General features: G+C 34.5%; 18 protein-coding genes. 11 read left to right on the top strand and 7 right to left on the bottom strand.

The features are described from left to right. Positions 1-113 precede the first annotated feature (113 nt). Complete coding sequence (locus EM308_RS14630; RefSeq protein ID WP_051877802.1) at positions 114-2,882, top strand: TonB-dependent receptor; 2,769 nt, start codon at positions 114-116, stop codon at positions 2,880-2,882. A 263-nt stretch (positions 2,883-3,145) separates the two neighbouring features. Here EM308_RS14630 and EM308_RS14625 read toward each other — a convergent pair whose 3' ends face one another. After that, positions 3,146-4,279, bottom strand: coding sequence for a BamA/TamA family outer membrane protein (locus EM308_RS14625; RefSeq protein ID WP_051877801.1), 1,134 nt, complete (start codon positions 4,277-4,279; stop codon positions 3,146-3,148). 318 nt (positions 4,280-4,597) lie between these two features. Here EM308_RS14625 and EM308_RS14620 point away from each other — a divergent pair, with 318 nt between their 5' ends. Then, positions 4,598-5,059 carry a VOC family protein gene (locus tag EM308_RS14620; RefSeq protein WP_035637787.1) on the top strand — a complete coding sequence of 154 codons (462 nt, stop codon included), beginning with the start codon at positions 4,598-4,600 and terminating at the stop codon, positions 5,057-5,059. A 186-nt stretch (positions 5,060-5,245) separates the two neighbouring features. Continuing rightward, the gene (locus tag EM308_RS14615; RefSeq protein WP_035637785.1) at positions 5,246-5,731 is read left to right on the top strand and encodes a hypothetical protein; all 486 of its coding nucleotides are present in this window, start codon (positions 5,246-5,248) and stop codon (positions 5,729-5,731) included. A 97-nt stretch (positions 5,732-5,828) separates the two neighbouring features. Here EM308_RS14615 and EM308_RS14610 read toward each other — a convergent pair whose 3' ends face one another. Beyond that, a complete protein-coding gene (locus tag EM308_RS14610; protein ID WP_035637783.1) occupies positions 5,829-6,398 on the bottom strand; it encodes a pentapeptide repeat-containing protein in 570 nt (189 codons plus the stop codon). A 408-nt stretch (positions 6,399-6,806) separates the two neighbouring features. Between EM308_RS14610 and EM308_RS14605 the strand changes: the two genes are divergently transcribed. From EM308_RS14605 to EM308_RS14575, 7 genes are all read left to right on the top strand, one after another. After that, positions 6,807-7,199 (top strand): hypothetical protein, encoded by a 393-nt coding sequence (locus EM308_RS14605; RefSeq protein WP_051877800.1) that lies wholly within the window; start codon positions 6,807-6,809, stop codon positions 7,197-7,199. 168 nt (positions 7,200-7,367) lie between these two features. Beyond that, positions 7,368-8,450, top strand: a complete 1,083-nt coding sequence (locus EM308_RS14600; protein WP_035637781.1) for an efflux RND transporter periplasmic adaptor subunit — start codon at positions 7,368-7,370, stop codon at positions 8,448-8,450. A gap of 30 nt (positions 8,451-8,480) precedes the next feature. Beyond that, positions 8,481-11,645 carry an efflux RND transporter permease subunit gene (locus EM308_RS14595; RefSeq protein WP_035637780.1) on the top strand — a complete coding sequence of 1,055 codons (3,165 nt, stop codon included), beginning with the start codon at positions 8,481-8,483 and terminating at the stop codon, positions 11,643-11,645. Next, positions 11,638-13,068, top strand: a complete 1,431-nt coding sequence (locus tag EM308_RS14590; protein WP_035637778.1) for a TolC family protein — start codon at positions 11,638-11,640, stop codon at positions 13,066-13,068. Before EM308_RS14595 ends, EM308_RS14590 begins: the two co-directional genes overlap by 8 nt. Positions 13,069-13,533: 465 nt before the next feature. Continuing rightward, positions 13,534-14,730, top strand: coding sequence for a site-2 protease family protein (locus EM308_RS14585; protein WP_156101352.1), 1,197 nt, complete (start codon positions 13,534-13,536; stop codon positions 14,728-14,730). A 210-nt stretch (positions 14,731-14,940) separates the two neighbouring features. Further along, a complete protein-coding gene (locus tag EM308_RS14580) occupies positions 14,941-15,399 on the top strand; it encodes an SRPBCC family protein (protein ID WP_035637774.1) in 459 nt (152 codons plus the stop codon). Positions 15,400-15,479: 80 nt separating this feature from the next. Continuing rightward, the gene (locus EM308_RS14575) at positions 15,480-15,923 is read left to right on the top strand and encodes a cupin domain-containing protein (RefSeq protein WP_035637772.1); all 444 of its coding nucleotides are present in this window, start codon (positions 15,480-15,482) and stop codon (positions 15,921-15,923) included. Positions 15,924-16,005: 82 nt separating this feature from the next. Here the strand turns inward: EM308_RS14575 and EM308_RS14570 are convergent, their stop codons facing one another. The 5 genes from EM308_RS14570 to EM308_RS14550 form a co-directional block, all read right to left on the bottom strand. Then, complete coding sequence (locus EM308_RS14570) at positions 16,006-17,061, bottom strand: GntR family transcriptional regulator (RefSeq protein ID WP_035637770.1); 1,056 nt, start codon at positions 17,059-17,061, stop codon at positions 16,006-16,008. A gap of 464 nt (positions 17,062-17,525) precedes the next feature. Then, complete coding sequence (nagB, locus tag EM308_RS14565) at positions 17,526-19,454, bottom strand: glucosamine-6-phosphate deaminase (RefSeq protein ID WP_035639606.1); 1,929 nt, start codon at positions 19,452-19,454, stop codon at positions 17,526-17,528. 31 nt (positions 19,455-19,485) lie between these two features. Next, on the bottom strand, positions 19,486-20,859 hold the full coding sequence (locus tag EM308_RS14560) for a sugar MFS transporter (RefSeq protein WP_231560039.1): 1,374 nt from the start codon (positions 20,857-20,859) through the stop codon (positions 19,486-19,488). A gap of 30 nt (positions 20,860-20,889) precedes the next feature. Continuing rightward, positions 20,890-21,954, bottom strand: a complete 1,065-nt coding sequence (locus EM308_RS14555) for a phosphotransferase enzyme family protein (protein WP_035639977.1) — start codon at positions 21,952-21,954, stop codon at positions 20,890-20,892. Position 21,955: 1 nt separating this feature from the next. Next, on the bottom strand, positions 21,956-22,864 hold the full coding sequence (locus EM308_RS14550; RefSeq protein WP_035639979.1) for a nucleotidyltransferase family protein: 909 nt from the start codon (positions 22,862-22,864) through the stop codon (positions 21,956-21,958). Positions 22,865-23,264: 400 nt separating this feature from the next. On the opposite strand from EM308_RS14550, the gene EM308_RS14545 reads away from it, so the two are divergent. After that, positions 23,265-24,305: a substrate-binding domain-containing protein gene (locus tag EM308_RS14545; RefSeq protein WP_035639982.1), complete on the top strand. Its 1,041-nt coding sequence runs from the start codon at positions 23,265-23,267 to the stop codon at positions 24,303-24,305. Positions 24,306-24,307: the final 2 nt, after the last annotated feature.

Raw genomic sequence — 24,307 nt, 5'->3', positions numbered from 1 at the left:
ATTACTCTTGTATTTTTTTTTTGTTAAAAAGCGTCAAAGGCATTAGTCAATTTGTGTTTACAAATCCAAAATCTAGCAATTAATATAATTATTTCAAGCCCTGAAAATTATTTATGAATAAAACTATTACATTTAAACAACTTGCTAATATCAATAAACTTAGCATTTTGGTTATTATGTTCTTTTTTACTCTTTTTGCTAATGCCCAAGCCAAAATAATCATAAAGGGAAAACTGATTGATAAAGAAAATTCAACCCCAATTGAAGAAGCAACCGTTTATATTACGAGTGTAAAAGATTCAACAGTTATCGATTATACTATTTCGGATAAAAATGGAATTTTTAAGTTTGAAACAAAAAAAATCACGGTTCCTTTTTTCTTGAAAACATCAACTGTCGGTTACGAAAATTACAAAATCAAGGAAAACTCCTGTACCGAAAATAAAGATTTTGGTGTTTTATCGCTTTTAAAAAAGAAAATAATGCTTAATGAAGTGGTGGTTAAAAGCGAAGCACCTCCTATCAAAATCAAGAAAGACACTTTGGAGTTTAACGCTTCTTCGTTTAAGGTGCGTCCCGATGCGAATGTTGAAACTTTATTAAGGCAATTACCAGGTGTGAAAATTGATGCCAACAAGAAAATAACCATCAATGGGAAAGTCGTTAATAAAATACTGGTTGACGGAAAACCTTTTTTTGGTGAAGATGGACAAATTGCGCTTCAGAATTTACCAGCCGATATGATTAAAAAAGTGCAGGTTTCGGATACCAAGACCAAAGAAGAAGAAATGACAGGACAGCATTCGTCTTCAAATAGCTCGACTATCAATCTGACTTTACAGGAAGATAAAAGTAAGGGCTTTTTTGGAAAAATAATGAGCGGTTACGGAACGAATAATCGCTATGAGAGTAGTGGAATAGCCGGTTATTTCAAAGACAAGCGCCGAATCACAGCTATCTTTTCTTCCAACAATATCAATGCAACAGGATTCTCAATGGATGAGGTTTTTGACAATATGGGTGGTGGTCGTAACGGAGGTCCTGAAGTAGCAATGGGAGCTGGGATAAACCGTACTAATATGGCTGGGGTAAACTATGACGATCAAATTGCCAAGAAAGTCGATTCTCATTTAAGCTACAAATACGACAATTCAGATCAGGAAAATAATAACAAAACGTCACAGGTTTCTTTTTTAACTACGGGAAATATCCATAGTGAGTCCGAAAGTGTAATTAATGTTTTGACGGAAAATAATACTGCCTATACACAGTTTGGGTACAAAAATGACAAGAAATTCCAAGTGTCGATGGTTCCATTTTTTTTCAAACAAGTCTCAACGACAACAAATGGTTTGCAGTCGTCCTCGCGTGATGACAATAATCAATTGTTGAATGAAAGCAGTTCAAAGTCAAAAACTAAAAATGAAACGGATAGTTTTGGAAACCGCTTGACTGCAATGAAATCCTTTGATAAAAAAAATCGATATTTTTCAGGTACTTTTTTTAATTCCAATGAAAGAAGAGATGGGAATTCATTGATTAATTCGACTACCCAGTTTTATCAGGATGCCACTCCTAATGATCTTAGAAATCAAAATACCTTGAAAAATAATTTGAAAGACAAGTATACATTAAATCTTAGGTATAGTGAACCAGTAACTGACTCTACATCCGTCTCACTTGCAATAGAAGGACAGTATATAAAAGATAATTGGGGAAAATCAACATTCGATTTTAATGAAATGCATGGCGGTTATACCGACAAAAACGAATTAATGTCGTCGAATATTCGATCACTTGAAAAGCATTTTGAACCCTATGTAAATTATGATGTTTCTAAAAATAAATTTTATATTTCTGCGAGATTAGGAGCTAATATTGTTAAAAGTAATAGTGGTTCTGATTATTTGAATGCCACTACCAGTTTGGATAGGAATTATGTGTCTCCTGATATGAGTTTCAATATGCGTTACAATTTTGGAAAAAACAGTTGGGTGTATATGCGTTATTATAATCAAGTAGTTACCCCAACTGCCGACCAGCTTTTACCCGTTGCAAATCTTTCCAACCCATTAAATACAATAATTGGCAATCCAAATTTAGATTTGGTAACATCACATTTAGGCACCTTGTCTTATAGTAAATTTGATAACGCAAGTCGTTCAGAGTATAGTATCTATTCTAATGTTACCTATAATGACAGTGAGATTGTTACGACTTCTTTTTATGACGAAAATGGTAAACAAACCACAACTTATACCAATGTTTTTGGAACCTATTATGTTTATAGCGGAGCTAATTGGAATAAAACAGTTAAGAAGAATTTGCACAGCTTTACGTATGGTTTGGAATGCAATTTTGTTTATAATTTCAAAAAAGGGTTTACTAACAGTGAAATGTATTCAGCAAGTAGCAAGTCGATTATTCCAGAAGTTAATCTTTCCTATAATTATTCCGATTTACTAACTATTAATCCTTCGTATTCATTTAAGTACTTCGATACGGATTATGATAATTACACCATAAATGAGACTTCTAATAGCATACATGTTGCAAAAGTGGAAATAACAAATTACATTCTGAAGAAATGGGTTTTCGGGAATGATTTTAGCTACAATTACAATTCTGATATTTCAGGCGGTTTTCAAAAAGATTTTTATTTGTGGAATACTAGTTTATCTTACAAAAGTAAAGGTGACCAATGGATTTTCAAATTGAAAGTATACGATATTCTGAACCAAAACCAAAGTGACATGAGAACGATAACGGAAACATCGGTAGTTGATTCTAAAAACACTGTTTTGAAACGTTATGGAATGCTTTCATTAACCTATAAGTTTCAAAAATTCGGAAAAAAACTTGAGGTAATTGAGAGTAAATAGTATTATTGATTTCTTGAGTTTATAGATAGCCTCTTTTTGGGGTAGTGGTAAAAAATTGTTGGTCTGATTTTAAAGACTAAAATTTGGTTTCGTAATTATTGAAATTACAAATGTCAAATGTAAATATTTAAAAGCAAAAACCGAAGCTTATGTTTCGGTTTTTTTGTACGCTTTAGTAGTTTAAAATCCTTATTGTTGAAAAAAAAATAAAGCTTCACTCATCAATAATATTTATGATTTGTTTTTGATGAAAAATAAACTAATCAACGGCTCCATTTTTGTCCAACCACAATATAATAACCAAAACTACCAGGGCCAACTGCTAAATCGAGTCCCATTCGCAATCCGTAAGTTCTTGCTATTAAATATCGGAAACCTGTACCGGCATTGTAAACCCATTTTGCATCCGAGAAATTCTGATTTTTTTGTAATGTCATGGCAGTGCCCGCAAAGCCCAACACACTCCATCTAAGGTTGAGGTCGTAACGTTGCTCTGTCTCAAAAAGGCCTATTGTTGTCCCTTGATATCGGTAAGCCGGAATTCCGCGCAATTTTACTGTAGGCAGTTGATGAAAAGGCACATCGCCAAAAACAGATTGTCCTTCGAGCCTGAAGCCGCTTATCCAATTGCTTTTTATCGGAGTAAAATAATGGAAAAATCCTTCCAATCTCTGAAAATCATAATCGCTGCCTGTCCAATTATCGTTTACACTGTAATTGAAATTCAATCGATAGCCGTTGTCTGGAGTAAAAACAGTGTTTCGTTGATCCCAATCAATGAAGGTTGTAAATGCGGCAATGTGTTTTTTGAATTCATTTTCGGGGATAATAGGAGGGTCCTGTCTTTCAAAATTTGGAGTCAAGGTTAAAGGATATCGCATGTATTCAAAACCAAAATAGGATTTCTGATTCGGAATACGTTTCGACAGCGAAACCAAAACAGGCACAACAACATTATTGAAGCTGTATTTTACTTCGCCCACGTTTTCAATTTCTTTGTAATAGTTTAGGTTTAAGTCGATGTAACCGGCAAACAATTTGTATTTCATTTGCAGTTTATCAAGAGTTCCCCTGCGGTAAATACCCGTAAACCATGATTTGTTAGCCGTATAGGCAAAAAATCCAGATGTAATTGTAGGCGCAATATAATCTTCGTCACCAATTGGTTTTTTTTGGGGGGAAATATACAAAGGCAATAAACCAACCCCAATTCCGCCCAGAGCCGCCTCAGTAACCAATATAGGAACAGGAATAAAGCCTTTGGCGTTGTCAATCATTGTACTGGCGTCAAACTTACCATCAAGAGTGTCTTTGTATGATATTTTTGTTTGAGCTTTCGCCAAAAAACCAACAAATAGAATAATGATAACGGCTAATTTATAGGTGATTTTTTTCATACGAAGTTTGATTTTATATAAAAAAGTAATCCGCTCTTAACTAAGATTTCTATTTGTTTTTTTTAAAAAGAAATGTTATTTCATTCACAATTTAAGAAATTTTTGATTGCACAACAAATAAATGAGTTTAAAGGCATGATTATTCAATCAAAGTGAATTTGCTTGTTCATTTTGATTAACTGTCTCAACGAAATGGGTTGCAGTATTTTTTTTGCTTCATATTTATTAATGTGTTGTTTTTCAGTGTGATAACTTGAATTATTTGTGTAATTTTAAATCAATTTTTATTTATTACAAAATCTTAAAAACTAAGAAATCATGCAAACATCACACATTTATCCCGGAGCCTATACACTGAATGCCTACATTACAATAGGTGGATGCAGTAATGCCATAGAATTTTACAAAAAAGCTTTTGGTGCAACAGAAAAATGCAGATTATTGATGCCTGATGGTAAAATTTGTCATGCCGAAATCGAGATTGAAGGTTCTTTGCTGATGATGGTCGATGAGAATATTGAATGGGGAAACAAAGGTCCTTTAACTATTGGCGGAAACCCAATGACTTTTGGATTATATGTAAAAGATGTCGATTCCGTATACCAAAAAGTCATTGATGCGGGAGGAACTTCTGTAATGCCCATCGAAGATATGTTTTATGGTGATCGCATGGGGCAGGTAATGGATCCGTTTGGATACAAGTGGATGATTGCAACTCATAAAGAAGATATGAGTTATGAGGAAATGCAAAAACGCTTTGATAAAATGCTTTGCGAATAGAATCTGTAATTACTAGAAATCGTTTAGTTAAAATTTTGCCCCGAAACCCATTTTTTTATGGTTTATTAATTAAAAAAAATATGTATTTGTAATGTTAAATTACTGTTTATTAATAAGTTAAATTTGTAACTTTACTAGGAATAGTATGATGTTGTATTATTGTTTTTAACTTTAAAATTTAATGTTATGGAATCACAAATTGCAATTTACGACACCCATGAAAAAGCGGTAAATGCTATCAAGTTGTTAAGTCATCATGATTTCCCCATGGATAATGTTTCGCTATTGGGCAGAGCAGAAGTGATTGAAGATCATATTCATATAAAATCACTTGATACTGTAAAAAAAGCCACAGCTTTAATTGGAATGGGAGCGGGTACATTGGTCGGTTTATTATCCGGAGTTGGTGTGTTTGCGATTCCCGGTTTTGGGTTTCTGTATGGGGCAGGCGCACTTATAGGACTACTTGCAGGACTTGATTTGGGCTTAATTGCAGGTGGTTTTATCTCGCTTTTGACTTATGCAGGTATAAAAGAAGAAGAAGTGGTCAAATGTGAAGAACATTTGAAAGAAGGTAAATTTATGGTTATCGTAAAAGGTGCCCAAGATGAAATTGAAAAAGCAAAACATATTTTGCACACAGATGGAAACCAACTTGAATTTATCAGCTAAGAATTTTACTCCGAACTATTTTTTAAAATAAATAAAAAATAATGCTCTTTTGACAGTCTAAAGTTGGACTGCTGAAGGAGTTTTTTTGTTGAATGAATCAATTCACGATTAGGTCGTGTTTGTAAAGTAATCCTTTTAGGCCTTCTAAAGAGAAAACAGCTTTCTTCAATTTGGTTGTTTTAGGATCGATGGTGTAATTGCGACTAGACTTAAAATTGGCTTTATTGGCAATGGCTTGTCCAAATTCGGCACGGTATAAATCACAATTTTCAAATAAGACTTCGGTCAAATCGGTGGCCATAAAATCGACAGCAATCATACTGCAGTTTATAAATGGCGTTTTCTTTATTTTTAAGGCATAAAATTTGGAAAAATCCAATACACAATCTTCAAAACGAACCTCAAAAATGAGTTTGCTACACATCGCAAAATTAACATCCTTGATTTCACAACGGTTGAATGTTACTGTTCGCAAAGCAACATGATTGATTTTTCCTTGACTAAAAATACAATCATTAAAAACACAATCAATAAAAGTAACATCCATAAAGTTACAGGCCGAAAACGTACAGTTATTGAAAGTACAACACTCAAATTCCTTAAAACTCATTTCATCAAGTCCATAAATCTGGTTATTGTATTCGATATCTAAGAAGTATTCGGGCATTGAATAATTTTTGTTTTTGGCAAAGAAACGAATTTAATATTATTTAATTTTCGTTCTTAATTAACAACAAAGAAATTCGGTTTTGAATTAATATTTGTTAGTAATTTCCTGTATTTTGTTTTTTGAATATTGTTTTCAAATCTTTTTTACAAATTCAGTAGAAAAGAATTTTGAAATACTAAAAATGTAATCTTTTTGTGTCTTTTTTGTAAGCCATTTAGCATAAGAAATGATTGAATTTGTTTGTTTTGTAACTTTTTTATTATTAATGCAATAAGAAATTATTGTTAATATAGCATAAATTTTCAACGCATTTAAACGAAAGAAAACGTTTTCGTGGGTTTTTATAACTTTTGTTTGTAGAAAAAATATTTTTTTAATTCATTCTTTTATTATTTTCGCAGTCAAATGAGAGCAATTATTAACACTATATGGATTTGCCTTTTTCTGCTAGTTGGTGGTCAAGAGCTACATGCAGATACATCTTCTGTGGCCATAAAAGATTTCTCTTCATTTACTTTAATAAAAAAAGAGCAGATAAAACATAAAAAAGTTGAACCTGGAAGTCTTCTAATAGAGGAAGTTGGTGTAGATTTAGACGAAGAATTTCACCGAAGTGATGATGTCAATGGCGGCATCAACAAATTAATTCCCGTTAGACACAGTTTGCTTGACAACTGGTATCTTACTTTTTCAGATAAGTTTCTTTTTAAGAATTCAACCAAAGAATTTGAATTTTTCACACCCAATTGTGGATATTTTAGTCCTATTTACCTAAGAATAGGGGTTTTACGAATTTGATTTCATGACGCATCGGTTTCCGAAGGTGTGATCATGTTTACCCAAGTACGCATTTATCATTTTTTTCATCTTGTATGACGGTTCATATCCTGCACCGGAACTGATGGTTTTTATACCTAAAAGGAATTTTTCATTCCATACTTTTTTTAACTACCATTTTTATTTACAATGAAAAAAACACTCGTGTTGACGGGCTTATTTGCCTTGTTGTGCCTTGCAAGCTGTACAACTAAAAAAGAAGAAAAAGAAGAAGCTGCAAAGTTTACTGTTACCAACCCAGTACAAATTGATACTTCGTTTACCAAACAGTATGTTTCTCAGATTCGTTCCGTTAGAAATATCGAAATCCGTGCTCAGGAAAAAGGATTCTTGCAAAATATTTATGTTGATGAAGGGCAGTTTGTAAAAGCAGGTCAGGTTTTGTTCCGAATTATGCCAAAAATGTATGAGGCCGAATTACTGAAAGCTAAAGCAGAAGAAAAAGCGGCAGAAATTGAACTTCAAAATGCTAAAACCTTGGCAGATAAAAATATTGTTTCAAAAAATGAACAGGCTGTTGCTCAGGCAAAATTGGATCAAGCAAGAGCTGAAGTTTCATTAGCAAAACTACATTTGTCATTTACCGAAATCAGAGCACCATTTGATGGCACTATAGACCGTATCCCTAAAAAATTAGGAAGCCTTATTGACGAAGGGGAACTATTGACTAGCCTTTCAGATAACAGTAATATGTTTGCTTATTTCAACGTTTCCGAGCCAGAATATTTGGAATACGAAACCAATAAAAATGATAGAGCCAGCAATACAGTTACTTTACTTTTGGCCAACGGAGAACCGCTGAAATACAAAGGAAATGTTGAAGTTATTGAAAGTGAATTTGATAACGAAACCGGTAATATCGCTTTCAGAGCAAAATTCCCAAATTCTGAAAAATTATTGAGAAACGGAGAAACAGGTTCTGTACTTATGACTGTTCCGCTAAGAAACGCATTGGTAATTCCTCAAAAGGCTACTTACGAAATACAGGATAAAAAATATGTATTTGTGGTTGACAAAAACAATGTAATTAAATCCAGAGAGATAACGATAAAAGGTGAAATGCCTGATTTATATGTTATCAAATCAGGTATAACTGCTAATGATAAAATAGTTTTTGATGGTATTCAAAAAGCTAATGATAACGATAAAATTCAATACGAATATTTAAAACCAAATGTGGTCTTGTCTAGCTTGAAATTGAAAGCAGAGTAGTCATTTTAACTATTTAAAAAAAAAATAAAAATGTTTAATAAATTTATACAGAGACCAGTATTATCGATAGTAATATCGTTAGTCATTGTCTTTTTAGGGATATTGGCAATGGTTAGTTTGCCGGTAACGCAATTTCCTTCCATTTCCCCTCCAAAAGTGAACATTACTGCAGATTATCCAGGAGCCAATGGTGAATTGATGATTAAAGCGGTGGTAATCCCTTTGGAAAGAGCTTTGAACGGAGTTCCGGGAATGAAATACATCACATCTGATGCTGGAAATGACGGGGAAGCTAATGTTCAGGTAATATTCAATTTGGGTACAGACCCTAATCAAGCGGCTATTAATGTGCAAAACCGTGTGTCTTCTGTACTTAATAAGCTTCCACCATTAGTAGTTAGGGAGGGTTTGAAAATCACGCGTGAAGAACCTAACATGCTTTTGTATATCAACTTATTCAGTACTGATCCAAAAACAAGTCAAAAATTTCTTTTCAATTACGCAGACATTAATCTTCTTTCGGATATAAAACGTGTAAATGGGGTAGGTGTTGCAGATATTTTAGGAAATCGTGAATATGCGATGCGTATTTGGTTGAAACCAGACCGAATGTTGGCATATAAAATTTCGGCTGACGAAGTGATGGAAGCGTTGAGCAACCAAAGTTTGGAAGCTTCTCCTGGTAAAACAGGGGAAAGTTCCGGTAAAAGATCTCAGGCTTTTGAATATGTTTTGAAATACAAAGGACGATATTCTGATCCAAAAGGATATGAAAACATAGTTGTGCGTTCCAATGCCGCTGGTGAGATACTTCGATTAAAAGATGTTGCCGATGTAGAGTTTGGAAGTTCGATGTATGATATTTATTCCAGTATCAACGGTAAGCCTTCAGCTGCGATTACTATCAAACAATCGTATGGAAGTAATGCGAGTCAGGTAATCGAAGATGTTAAGGCTAGGATGGAAGAATTGAAAAAATCGTTTCCAAAAGGAATGGATTATGAAATCAGTTATGATGTTTCTAAATTCCTAGATGCGTCTATCGAAAAAGTAATTCATACGCTTGTCGAAGCCTTTATTTTGGTAGGTATTGTGGTATTCCTTTTCCTTGGAGACTGGCGTTCAACACTTATTCCTGCAATTGCGGTACCAGTATCATTAGTGGGAACTTTTGCTTTCATGCAGATGTTCGGAATCACGATAAACTTGATTACTTTATTTGCACTTGTATTGGCAATTGGAGTCGTCGTCGATGATGCGATTGTTGTGATTGAAGCCGTCCATGCCAAGATGGAAGAAGAACATCTCTCGGCACGAAAGGCGACTAGACAAGCGATGACTGAGATAGGAGGAGCGATTATAGCGATTACTTTCTTGATGGCTGCGGTATTTATTCCTGTTGCATTTATGTCTGGACCAGTAGGTATTTTTTACCGCCAGTTTTCAATCACGATGGCTACATCAATTATCCTTTCGGGTATTGTTGCATTGACATTGACTCCGGCATTGTGTGCTTTGATGTTGAAAAATGAACACGGGAAACCACGTCCTAAAAGTTTAGTGAATCGATTCCTAGATGGTTTTAACAATCAGTTCAATCATTTGTCTGATCGTTACCAAAAAATATTGGGAATGATTATCAATAGAAGATCGGTAACATTAGGAATTTTGTTAGCATTTTGTATCGGTATATTTTTTATAAACAACAGTCTTCCTTCCGGATTTATTCCAAGTGAGGATCAGGGAATGTTTTATGCCATTATCCAAACACCTCCGGGATCATCATTGGAAAGAACCAATCAGATAGCCGAAAAACTTCAAAAAGTGGCTGAAAAAGTAGATGGGGTAAAATCAGTATCTGCTCTTGCGGGTTATGAAATTCTTTCAGAAGGAACCGGATCGAATACAGGAACCTGTTTGATTAATCTAAAAGACTGGCATGAACGAAAACATAATGTTGAAGAGATTATCAAAGAACTGGAGGAAGAAACCAAAGATATTTCTGGTGCTACCATAGAATATTTTCAGCCGCCAGCCGTTCCCGGTTATGGTGCTGCGGGTGGTTTCGAGTTGCGATTACTTGATAAAGCAGGTTCTGGAGATTATAAAAAGATGGAAACCGTTGCAAAAGAATTTGTTGAGGAATTAAAAAAACGTCCAGAATTAACTTCAGTATTTACGTTCTACAGTGCGAGTTTCCCACAGTATATGTTGGATATTGATAATGATTTGGCTCAACAAAAAGGAGTAAGTATCGATAATGCAATGAATACTTTGTCGACATTGGTTGGAAGTAATTATGAAACCAATTTCATTAAGTATGATCGCCAATACAAGGTAATCGTTCAGGCCTCTCCTGAGTACAGAGCGCTTCCGGAAGACATTTTGAAATTGTATGTGAAAAATAACAGAGATGAAATGGTGCCTTTTTCTGCTTTTATGAAAATGAGAAAAGTATATGGACTTTCTGAAATCACAAGGCATAATATGTACAATGCTGCTGAAATCAGTGGAGCTCCCGCTATTGGTTATAGTAGTGGAACTGCGATTGAAGTAGTAAAAGAAGTTGCTGCAAAAACACTTCCAAGAGGTTTTGGAATTGATTGGGCGGGAATTTCTGCCGATGAGGTTGCTAGAGGAAACGAGGCAATTTACATATTCTTAATCTGTCTTGGTTTCGTGTATTTGGTTCTTGCCGCACAATATGAGAGTTTTATTTTACCGCTCGTAGTTATTCTGTCGTTGCCGGCGGGTATTTTTGGGGCCTTTTTATTCTTGAAATTATTTGGCTTATCTAATAATATCTACGCTCAGGTAGCTTTTGTAATGCTCATTGGTTTGCTCGGGAAAAATGCGGTATTGATTGTAGAATTCGCAGCCCAAAAACACAGTCAGGGCGCGTCTGTACTCGATGCCGCTATGCAAGGTGCTGCTGTGCGTTTCAGACCTATTTTGATGACATCATTCGCTTTTATCGCTGGTTTGATTCCTTTGGCTATTGCTTCAGATCCTGGTAAAATTGGAAACAGAACATTAGGTTCTGCTGCAGCAGGAGGAATGCTCGTTGGTACTCTTTGCGGGGTATTGATAATTCCTGGTCTGTATTACATTTTTGCAAAAATTTCAGAAAGACATCAGTTCTCCAAGAAAGATGATGAAAATCCATTTACCGAATATTTGAATGATAATGAATAAGATAAAGTCCTATAAATACATTGTCCCGCTAGGTATTTGCCTAGCGGTGGCAAGTTGTACTCCAGCTCTTGCGCCTATGGCCGAGACGAAAACCGTACCTGCTTCTTTCGATAAGAGTACCGATACAACAAATACATCAACCACTCCTTGGCGAACTTACTTTAAGGATCCAAATCTGGTAGGCCTGATTGAAACTGCCTTGAAAAACAATCAGGAATTGCAGATAACTTTACAGGAAATCGAAATTGCTAAAAACGATATTCGTGTAAAAAAAGGTGCTCTTTTACCAATTGTTGGTGTTGGTGCCGGAGCCGGAATCGAAAAAGTAGGGAAATATACCAGTCAGGGAGCAGGTGATGCTTCTGCAGAAATTACTCCTGGGCGTATTGTGCCTGAAGATTTGCAAGACTATAAATTGGGAGTCTATGCTCATTGGGAAGTAGATGTATGGAAAAAACTGCGTAATTCCAAGAAAGCTGCCGTTAGCCGTTATTTGTCAACTGTTGAAGGTAAAAACTTTGTAATTACCAATCTTATTGCCGAGGTAGCCGATTCGTATTACGAATTACTGGCTTTGGACAGTCAGTTGGAAATTGTCAGAAAGACTATCGAGTTGCAATCAAATGCTCTTGAAGTTGTAAAAATCCAAAAACAAGCCGCGAGAGCAACCGAATTGGCGGTTCAAAAGTTTCAGGCTGAGGTTTTGGGTTCAAAAAGTATGGAGTTTGACATTCTTCAAAACATCAAGGAAACCGAAAACAAAATCAACTTTTTGTTAGGACAATACCCTCAAGAGATAAAGAGAGAAAAAAGCAATTTCACAGACTTGGTGCCTACAATGGTTCAGTCTGGGGTTCCTTCTCAACTGTTGGCAAATCGTCCAGACATCAAGCAAGCCGAATTGGAACTCGAAGCTGCAAAACTGGATGTAAAAGTGGCTCGAGCCGAGTTTTATCCTTCGCTTGATATTACCGCAGCAATAGGGGTAAATGCTTTTAAACCGTCTTATTTGTTTACGCTTCCGGAGTCGTTGTTGTATTCATTGGCCGGTGATATTGCCGCTCCGTTGATTAATAGAAATGCGATAAAAGCCGAGTACAGTTCTGCCAATGCAAGACAGTTACAGGCTTTGTATAACTATGAGCGTACGATTTTAAATGCTTATTTGGAGGTGTCAAGCCAACTTTCTAAAATCAATAATTTGGAAAAAAGTTATGATTTAAAATCACAGGAAGTAACCGCGATGAACCGTTCGATTGATGTAGCAGGCGATTTATTTAAGTCAGCCAAAGCCGATTATTTTGAGGTTTTGATGACTCAACGCGATGCTCTGGAATCCAAGCTTGAACTGATTGATACCAAAAAAGAACAACTAACCGCTTCTGTCCATGTATACAGAGATCTAGGTGGAGGTTGGAAATAGAACCATTTATTTTAGTTTGCCAAAGTCCTAAACATTTCAACGTGTTTAGGGCTTTTTTTTATGTAGATTGACGATGAGTTATCACGTAAGTTTGTCATTTCGACGAAGGAGAAATCTCAGCAAGTAGCTCCACAATCCTTGTAATTTTTTTTTATTAAGTTACTGATGAGTTTCTCGTGTTAGCATGCAGTAGATAAAAAAAATACTTTTGATAAATTGTAACCTTTTTTTGTTATTTTTGATGATAATACCATTTATGTATTCAATATAGTCTAATTGAAAACAGAACTATTTACATGCTATAACGGCATTATACAATATTTCTTTAGACTATTCATATTCATAAATGGTATAAATAAAAAGAAAATAAACCTTCGTGTATACACCCAAAAAGGGTAGATTGTCACTGTTTTTAGCAAGTTTATGTAAGTTACCAGCAATGCCTAACGACACAGTATTTCCAAAATGGAACGTATAGCTAGTATAATGATTTTCGCTCTGTTTTTTACACAATCTTTTGTATTTGGTCAAAGTAAAAAAGAGCAACTCTCTATTGTTAATTCTGCAAAATTGACTTCAAAAAATTTCTACGATGAAATTCCGTTTAGTGATAAATTAGGGTATTTTACTATTCAAGTAAAAATAGATACTAGCTCGTACGAATTTATTTTCGACACCGGTGGTTATAATACAGTAACTTCTAAAATTATGGAAAACTCAAAGCTTCTGTCATTGATGGAAGTAGAGGTTGGAAGTTCTAATAAAATAAAATCAAAAATAAAACTTTCAAAAGTTCCTTTAATGCAAGTTGGCAAAGCACAATTTGAAGATGTTGGTGTCTTTAATTATGATTTTTCATTTTCACCAGCTATTAATTGTTATACAAATGGAGGATTAATTGGTAAAAGTGTAATTCGTGAAGTTGTATGGCAAATTGATTATAGAAAATCCGTAATTAGAGTAACCGATAATTTGGCTAACATGCCTAATCTTGACAAAAGCGAAAAAATAAAAATAGAACTTGATAAAACTTTAAATCCTTTTTTGAAACTTATGATTGATGGGAAGCAAGAAAGGTTTATGTTAGACTTTGGTTATGGAGGACTAATATCATTAACTGAAAAAACTGCTTCTTCCATAAAGCCAACCAATATATTAACAATTGAAGGAGAGGGAAGTATAAGTGCAAATGGCATTGTAAAAGAAAAGACTTATGCTGCTTCATTAAAAAACATAAAGATTGGAAAATCTGAACTAAAAAATAAAGTTGCTTATTATGCTAAATCAAATAACTACAATTTACTTGGTTCAGAATTGACAAAATATTTTATTGTAACACTCAATTTCAAAGACAAAGAATTAATATTAACACCTTATTCTGATACGGAAAATGATTTTGAAACTTTTGGTTTTAATATAAACTTAGACAGTAATAAAATCTATGTTAGCAAACTTTTTAAAGGGCTAAATGCTCAAAAAGTCGGGTTGTTATTGAATGATGAAATTATAAAAATTAATGATAAGCATTTAAGTGAATTTTCTCTCTGTGACAGTTATTTCACTCTGAATAATATTTTAAGTACAGAAAAAGAAATCTTACTTCAAATTAAAAGAGGCGAAGAGCAAAAGGAATTTCGAATAGCGAAACAAAAACTATTTTAGTTGTAGAGAAAATGGAATAGCTAGCAACAGCTACAACGGATTTGAATACCCCCCTTAATTGGAAAATAGTTTTGTATTTGGGTTGTTTGATAAATCCGAAAATAAAGCTTAATTTAGTGTGAAACTGGCAGTAGAACAGATTGTTATGTATTGTGTTAAACGACTGCTAAGTATGACACAAAATAACAACTTTAAAGAAAAAGTAATACCATGAAAAAGTTACAATTCAAAGTAAACATCAATGCATTGGTAAGTAAAATTTATGATATTATGCTTGGCATTAGCAATAAATCAACTTATGAGCAATGGACTTCTTTGTTTAACCCGACATCGACCTATGAAGGAAGTTGGGATAAGGGAAATAAAATTCTGTTTATTGGGGTTGATGATAAAGGAGAGAAGGGAGGTATGGTTTCCAGGATAGTTGAAAATATTCCTAACCGGTTTGTTTCAATTCAACATTATGGTCTTTATCAGGCGGGTAAAGAAATTACTGAAGGTCCAGAAGTAGAAAAATGGGCAAACGGATTTGAAAACTACACCTTCGAAGAAAATAATGGAATTACAACCGTTACTGTTGATTTAGACACCGCTGAAGATTTTCTAGATTATATGAACGAAACCTACCCAAAAGCACTCGCCAAGCTAAAGGAGCTTTGTGAAAAATAATAATTTCTGGAAAATCTTTAGAATACTTTTGCTTTACTATAATCGTTTTTCTTTTTTTGTATTCTCAAAAAAAGAAAAACATGAAATTATCGACAACCATCAAAGTTGCCGTTGTGGCGCTTATTACCCAACAATCAATATTTTCTCAGGAAGCAAAAAAAGAAGCAAATTCGACTACTCCAAATTACACTATCGAAAATTGTGTCAATCATTTTGAATTGGATAAAGCTGTAAAAACCAAAGTGGGATATCAATATTGGTTTGCCGATAAAAATTTTACTCTGGAAAATACGCTAAAAATGAGCATCGTTGAGCCTGGAAAATCAACACATGCACCGCACCACCATGTCGAAGAAGAATTCTTTTACATTCTTGAAGGAACTGCCGAGTTTTTTTTGGATGGAAAAAGAGTAATAGTAGGACCTAATACCAGTTTGTATTGCCCTTCGAATTCAGAACACGGAATCAGTAATCCCGGTAAGACAGAATTACGTTATTTGGTTATAAAGAAAGATTTGAAATAGTTTTTTTTGAGTGATTAGTGAGTAGTAATTAGCGATTTGTTGTTTAATAATGACTATTTACTACTCATTAATTACTAAGTTGTTACAACGAATTACGTTCAATATATTTGAAAGGATTTTTGTGGAATTTCTTTTCGTTTTTCAATACTAGTTTAGCGGCATGTTCGCCCATTTCTTTAAAATCGGTACTTACAACAGTGATTCCCAGTAAAGCTTTTAGTGGGGTTTCGTTGTAAGATATTACTCCAACATCTTCTCCAATAACTAAATTTTTCTCTCTGATTTGCTGAACCAGATTAACCAAGTCTTCTTCCATAATGGTTACAAAGGCTTCTTTTGATTCAAATTCAAGTCCAACATAGATTTTCTCTAAAATTTCAAACTTAAATTGGTGTTTTTCGCAAAATTGTTTGAAGCCCGCCAGGATGCCGTTAGGGTAGGGGAAAATTGATTTTGTGGAAAATACCAAATTTAATTTGGCGTATTTTTTTAGTTTATCAAAAGCTTGTTCCAAAGCCATCATTATATCATTCATGTAATCTTGATAAATGGAAACAAATTCTCCTGAAATTTCGGTATGCGAGTTGTCTAATATTACAAGTTTGTCTTTCGGAATAGTTTCAATAGCCTTAATTACTTTTGGTGTATAATTGACATGACTGTTCGCTTTGGTTTTGAAATGAGGCATGATTACAAAATAGTTGCAACTGTCCATGTTTCTTTTTAAAGCTTTAATAAAAAGATTTTCGTCGCAATAATAGACATACATATTGACATGGGCTTTGGAACCTATGCAATTGACAAAAGCATTATAAACTTCCATTTTATAAGAACTAGGCTTGTTTATCAGGAAAAAAATCTCAACATCGGATTTTGATTTGTTGGGGTTTACAAAATTCCCAACACCCATAACCGAAAAAACCAATTCTTGGTCTCTCAGGATTTTGTATGCTTTTTCGATTGTGTCACGGGATAATGAATTCCATTCACTAAGCTCATTAATAGAAGGGAGCTTTTGATCTATTTTTATTTTTCCGCTTTTTATATCATTGGTGATACTGTCTGCTACTTGAATATATTTGGGTACGCTGGAATCTTTCTTTATATTTATTAAAATACGTTCAGTTTCATGTGCCATTTGCAATTGTAATTAATTATAAATAGGTTCAAAAAAGAGGTGTTTTGGGTATAAAAAAAGAGATATAATCATTTGATAAATTATAATCTTATTTTTGTTATAATTATGTAAAAGTAATATTAAATATTAGCTTGACTGTCATGTGCTGTCCTGTTCTGAAGGTTGTTTTTAAGAGCTTATAAATCATTCTAAAATAGATGGATATGATTTTTGTTGATTATTTATTTAAAAAAAAATATTCAGTTTTTTGTTTTATGATGCAATCGAAATTGTTAAAATAAAGTAATGCGTCAGATTACTTTGTTGAGCATTTTTTTAAATATTTTAATTCAAATCAGGGTAATTTAAAAACTAAAAACTGAAGTTTTTTAATTTTGGTTTTCAAAATATTTAAGACTTAAAAAAAAAAACTCGGAATTCATTTGAACTCCGAGTTTTTTATATTTATTGAAAATTAAACAGGTTTAATATTCCCATCTCACAAAAGCTTCCATTGCGGCATAAGTCGCAAGGCCGAGCTGTTTGTAGAACTGGGCAGTTTCCTTGTTTCTGTCTTCGGCTCTTTGCCAGAATTCCCTTGAATCAGTTCCTTGGAATACTACACCGTCTTTTTGGGATTGGTGTTTGAAGATTCCGTGACGTTTTGCCAGCACTTGATCCGGACTCATCGGAACGGCCATTTCAATCTCGTCAATTCCCCATTCCTGCCAAGCACCTCGGTAGAGCCACAACCAGCAGTCTTTCATAAAATCTTTTGGTTTAAGTCGTTTGGTTGCCTCAAAAATGGCGTCCAGACACACTTTGTGAGTTCCGTGTGGATCGGCCAAATCTCCTGCGGCATAAATCTGGTGCGGTTTAATCTTTTCAATCAAATCCATCGTAATGAGAATATCTTCCTCGCCAATAGGATTTTTCTCAATCGCCCCTGTTTCGTAGAAAGGAAGTTCCATAAAGTGAATCTGACTGTCTGGCAAACCTACGAAATGGCTCGTGGCACGGGCTTCTCCTTTTCGGATTAAACCTTTAATATATCTTACTTCAGGAATATCAATTTCACTGGTTTTTTTGTTTCTAAGGAAAGTTTCCGCTTTTTTGTAAATAGTGTCTGCCTCGGCACTTTTGATACCGAATTTTTCATTATAATCAATCACAAAATTCGCAAAACGAAGCGCTTCATCATCGGCCACTGCTATGTTTCCAGAGGTTTGATACGCCACATGCACTTCATGTCCCTGTTCCTGTAATCTCATGAAAGTTCCTCCCATACTGATGATATCGTCATCGGGATGTGGACTGAAAAGGAGCACTCTTTTTTTCGCAGGTTCGGCTCTTTCGGGTCTGTTGGCATCATCGGCGTTGGGTTTTCCTCCCGGCCATCCGGTGATGGTATTTTGCAGTTTGTTGAATATTTTAATGTTGATATCATAAGCTGGACCCGAATCAGCCAATAAATCGCTCATTCCGTTTTCGATATAATCGGCATCGGTAAGCATCAAGATTGGTTTTTTCAAATGAAGTGCCAATCCCAAAACCGCTTTTCGGATTAATTTGTCGGTCCAAACCACTTTTTCCACTAACCAAGGCGTGTTGATTCTCGTTAATTTGGAAGAAGCTTCTTTGTCTAAAACAAAAACCGCATTTTTATGTTCTTGCAAAAACGAAGCCGGAACTAAATTGGTTACCTGCCCTTCGGCGGAAGCCTTAATAATATTGGATTTTCCAACTCCCCAAGCCATCAAAATGACTTGTTTGGCTTCCATAATTTTTTTAACTCCCAGCGTGATGGCCGTTCTTGGAGTATTGTTTAGTCCAAGGAAATCTCCGCTGGCAGCCACTCTTGTGATGTGGTCCAAAGCCACCAATCTTGTTTTGGAATTCTGCAAAGACCCCGATTCGTTGAATCCGATATGCCCGTTTCCTCCAATTCCGAGAATCTGCAAATCGATTCCGCCCAAAGCCTCAATCTTTGCTTCATAATTGGCACAAAATTCCGCAATCTCTTCTTTGGATAAAGTTCCATCGGGAATATGCACATTTTCTGGAAGGATATCCACTTGGTCAAACAGCAATTCCTTCATGAATCGAACATAACTGTTAATTGAATCCGGTTCCATCGGGTAATATTCGTCCAAATTGAAAGAAATCACGTTTTTAAAACTCAATCCTTCTTCTTTGTGCAAACGAACCAATTCGGCATACAAACCTTTTGGCGAAGATCCTGTTGCCAGTCCCAAAATACAAGCTTCGTTATTTTCCTGCTTTGATTTTATAAGTGACGCTATTTCCTGAGCAACGGCAGCCGAAGCTACTGTCGAGTTCTCAAAAACTACGGTGTTAATGTTCTCAAATCGTTTCTCAAATCCGGTGGATTTGTCAATACTGCTCTTTAACATTTTTGTTTATTTAAAGTTCAAATTTATTGTTTTAGGCTTTTGACCAGCTTCTGTATTTATGTCCTTTGATGGCAAAATAAAGAATCATTAGGTAAGAAGGCAATAGGATTAAATAGGCGAGTTGATTCCCGCTTTTTGCTGTTTTTGCAATGGCTAGAGTTTCGTTTGCCAAGTTAATAGAATCGGCAAGTGCCCCATACAGTAATGGAAATAGAGCCCCCCCTATAATTGCCATGATCAATAGGGCACCGCCAATTTTTGTGTAACCTCCTAAATCTTGAAGCGCCATCGGCCAAATTGCTGGCCAGCATAATGCATTGGAAAGTCCCATTAGTGCAACCAAAATGATTACAAGTGGCATTTCTGGAATTCCTGGTAAAGCAATCATTATATTAGGAGAAATAAGTACAATTAGAATAACTAAAGCAATCCCTAATAGACCTGAAATTTTTAAGGCGGTCACTTGCGAAACATATTTAGGAATTAAAGTGATTCCCAAAATGTAGCCTATTACCATTGCTGTCATTGTGAAAGAAGTCAGTTTTAGGTAAAAATCCCCATTTTCGCCATATACGCCCAGTTTTTTTCCGAAACCGCCAATAGAATCTCCGGCCAATACTTCAGCAGCAACATAAAGCATCAAAGTGATCACACCTAAAACCAATTGTGGACGTTGCAAAACATTTCTAATTTGTTTGAAAAGACTAAGATGTTCTACATTTCCATCTTCATCCAAATTGATTTCCGGAAGCGGAGAAAATTTCACCAATACGGCCAGAACAAGTATAATCATTCCCATATAAATATAAGGAGCTTGTAATTGTAAAGCAAGAGCATCTAGTGCAGCTGTTTTGGCAGCGGGGTCTAGAGCAGCAATTTTATCGGCAGTATAATCGGCCATATTTGACAAAACTAAGCTTGTCAAGGCTAGTGGTGCTATAAATCCGGCCAATTTATTGGCAGTACCCAAAATACTGATACGGGCAGCGGCGCTTTCGCGAGGTCCAATCACCACAACATACGGATTGGAAGCAGTTTGCAAAACAGCCAAACCTGTACCCATAACAAACAAAGCTCCCAAAAACAATCCGAAGGTTCTTGTTTCGGCGGCGGGATAGAACATAAATGCTCCACAAGCAATGATTATCAGTCCTAATGACAATCCGTTTTTGTAACCCACTCTTTCTATAAGTCCAGAAGAAGGAATTGCCATAACAAAATAAGCTATGTAAAAAGCGAATGTTACAAAATAAGCTTGCGATTCGGATAGCTCACAGGCTAATTTGAAAAAGGGAATTAAAGGGCCGTTTAGCCAGGTTACGAATCCAAAAATAAAAAACATAAAGGTTAAAATAGCCATTGGCATCAATGTGCTATTTTGTTTGGTTGCAAGGGAATTATTCATTTTGGTCATAGTATTTTGGTTATATGGTTTTTAAAATTTTATTTTTTTTGAAAAGCTTTCAATTAATTTGAATTGGTTTTTTGCACGATCAAAATTATGTTCAGGATATTTGGTTTTATAATATATATCATCATTTAAATAATCGGTTAAAAAACGCAATGCCATTATAAATATCATTGTTTTTGCACCCAGCGGAAGGTATTCCAGTTCTATCGGCGTCAAGGAAGATTTCATTTTTTTCAGAAAACCTTCGGTATAGGCATTGTAATAATCGATATTAAACTCAACGGAATCCAAATTAGTTTCATCCTCGGCAGCCGTATTACAAATTGTTCTTATCGCATCACCAAAGTCATAATGCACAATTCCGGGCATGACCGTATCGGTGTCAATAACACAAAGGCCTTTGTTTTTTTTATTAAAAAGAATATTTGATATTTTGGTATCGTTGTGGGTTACTCGTGTTTTTATGGCTCCAGACTCTTTTAGGTGCTGAATAATATGCATTTCTTCTTTGAAATCGGCAACTAGTTTAATCTGTTCTTTTGCATTGTTTAACCGTTCTTTTGAGGCAGTTTTCAAAGCGTCTTCAAATTGACTGTAGCGAAAGGACATATCATGAAACTTTGGAATCACTTCTGTTAATTTTGAAGCGTCAAAATCACTGGTGAGCGTTAGAAATTTGCCTAACAATCGGCCTCCTTCATAGGCTATTTCTTTTTCTTTTACTATTTCAAAAGTTACACTATCATCAATGAAATACATTATATTCCAATAATTGCCTTCTTCGTCTTGATAGTACGATTTTCCAGAAAGTGTATTTGCAAAAGTTAATACCTGTCGCTTTTGTTTTTTCTCGGATAAATTTTTTAATTTTTCCTGAATATGCCTACTTATGGCAACCTTATTCTCAATAAGTCCGGGTACATTCTTAAAAACGCCATGATTGATACGTTGCAAAACAAAAAAGGGTTTCTCTTTTGTTTTTATCAAATAAGTATCATTAATATGTCCCGATGCCAATTCCTGAAAAGAATCAAACTCGCCGTTATGGTTGAACTTATTAAAAATGTATTTTAGTTTTTGTTCTAACATCTTACCAAAGATTAGTAGGATAAAAATTCTGTTTTTTTAACTCATTTATCGCCTTTTGCACAATTTCTTTATCCTCTTTATAAGTAACTCCAAACCATTTGGAATCTGATTGTAAAACTTCTACGGTGGCTTTTCCCGATTTTAATATTTCATTCACAATAGACGGTAAATAGAATTCTGCCTTTAAATCGTCATGATTTTTTTCTAAAAATTCTTCAAACAGTTTTTCACCAAAGTCAAAACATTTTGGTGTAAAACCCCAAAAATTCATAGATACAACGGCATTCTCATCAATTGGGACAAAATCTTCGTTATCATCTTTTCGCATTAATTTACCGTCAATCTTTTCAATGTGTGTTCGTTCCGTAACCCCTGTCAAATAGCCATCCTCATTTATATCACATTCACCTCTGGAAACAAAACCATGATCGGATATTGTGTTTTTTAATAAATAAGCCATTGTGTTAAAATCGTAAGACGCTGTATTTTTTTCAGCCAAAGATTTAGCCATCACTTCGAAAGCTTCAGCTCCATAAAAATCATCGGCATTAATAATTGCAAAATTTTCTTTGACAGTATCTTTGGCCATTAAGAGTGCGTGTCCCGTACCCCAAGGTTTTGTTCTCTGCGGATTAAGGTATTTTGGAGGAACTTTATCCAGTTCTTGAAATACATATTCTACTTCTGCTTTTCCTTCCAATTTTTTATTGATTTTTTCCTTAAACTCTGCTTCAAAGCTCTTTCGTATTATGAACACAAATTTTCCAAAGCCGGCCTGAAGCGCATCATAAAGTGAAAAATCAATAATCGTATCGCCTTCAGGAGTAAACGTATCCATTTGCTTGAGTCCTCCATAACGGCTACCCATGCCCGCAGCTAAAATCACAAGAGTTGGTTTGTTTTTGTACATGATATCTATTTTTTATTCCCTGTAAATTAATTATTTAGAATGGTAAATATTCTAATTTTTTTGAAATTGTATCTTAAAACGCAACGAAAATATAGATTAACTTTTAATAAAACAAGCAAAAATCAATAAAATGTGCTCGAACACACTTAATTTGTGTTTTCGAGCACATTTTGTTGAAATAATTTATAAATTGCGTAATGATATTTTGATTTATGGCGAATAATTTTAGAAGCAAATTTGATTTATTTCGACATTTGTAAAGCATTTTTTGCGACACTTGCTTATCAGCTTTTAGTCTACTTGAAAAAGAGTCTGTATTTATATTAAAATAGTCAATTTAGTAGTGTTTTTTTGGTAATTCAACAGTAAAACTTAATTAAAAACATATATATTTGTGCATATGGATAAAAAATACACAATAAAGGATATTGCCCAGATGGCTGGTGTTTCTAAAGGGACAGTGGATAGAGTTCTTCATAAAAGGGGAAAAGTTTCTGAAGAAGCATTAAAAAAAATTAATGAAGTTTTAGACGTTATCAATTACGAACCTAATCTTATTGCCAGAAATTTAAAGAATAATAAGGTTTACCGTATTTGTATATTGTTGCCTGATCCTGAATTAGACCCATATTGGCAGCCTTGTATAAAAGGTATTGAAGATGCTGTGCAGGAATTTAGAGCCTACAATTTTGCAATTGAAACTTTGTTTTTTAATCCTGAAAGCAAAAAATCTTTTTTGAAAGTCAATGAAAAAGTTTTGGAAATAGCTCCAGATGCTGTTTTGTTGCCACCTTTATTCCATAAAGAAACGATTGAAGCTGTCAATAAATATGAAGAAAAAAATATTATTGTAAATACTTTTAATAACCAAGTTCAGTCCGATTCTGTTAAGGGTTTTGTGGGGCAGGATTTGATTAAAAGCGGAAGAGTAGCGGCCAAATTATTGGATTTACTTTTGAAAAAAGGACAGATTGTTGTTATCCATATTGACGAATCCATAAAGAATGCAATACACATGCAGGAGAAGGAGAGGGGATTCCGTGAGTATTTTGATGAAAAAGAAAATCAAGATTATACCGTCACTACCTTAAAATTAAAAAGTCCAAATGTTGAAATCAGTTTAGTAAATTTCCTTACTGAAAATCCTGATTTGTCAGGAATCTTTATTTCTACTTCCAAGGCTTACCAAATTGCTAAAGTAATCAGTGGAACAAGCAATAAAAAAATTGCTGTCATTGGTTATGACTTGGTTGATAATAATGTAAATTATTTGAATCAAGGAGTAATTGATTTTTTAATACATCAAAATCAAAAAAGGCAAGCTTATCTTGGAGTTGCATCGATTATCGAATATTTCCTTTTTGATAAACCAATTCAAAGCAGAACTTTTCTACCAATTGATATCGTTAATTCTGAAAACGTCTCTAATTATATCGAATAGTT

Origin of the sequence: Flavobacterium gilvum, assembly GCF_001761465.1 — a bacterium.
Lineage (GTDB): Bacteria > Bacteroidota > Bacteroidia > Flavobacteriales > Flavobacteriaceae > Flavobacterium > Flavobacterium gilvum.
Note: the sequence above shows the minus strand (reverse complement) of the source record. Positions and strands in the feature narration are given on the sequence as shown.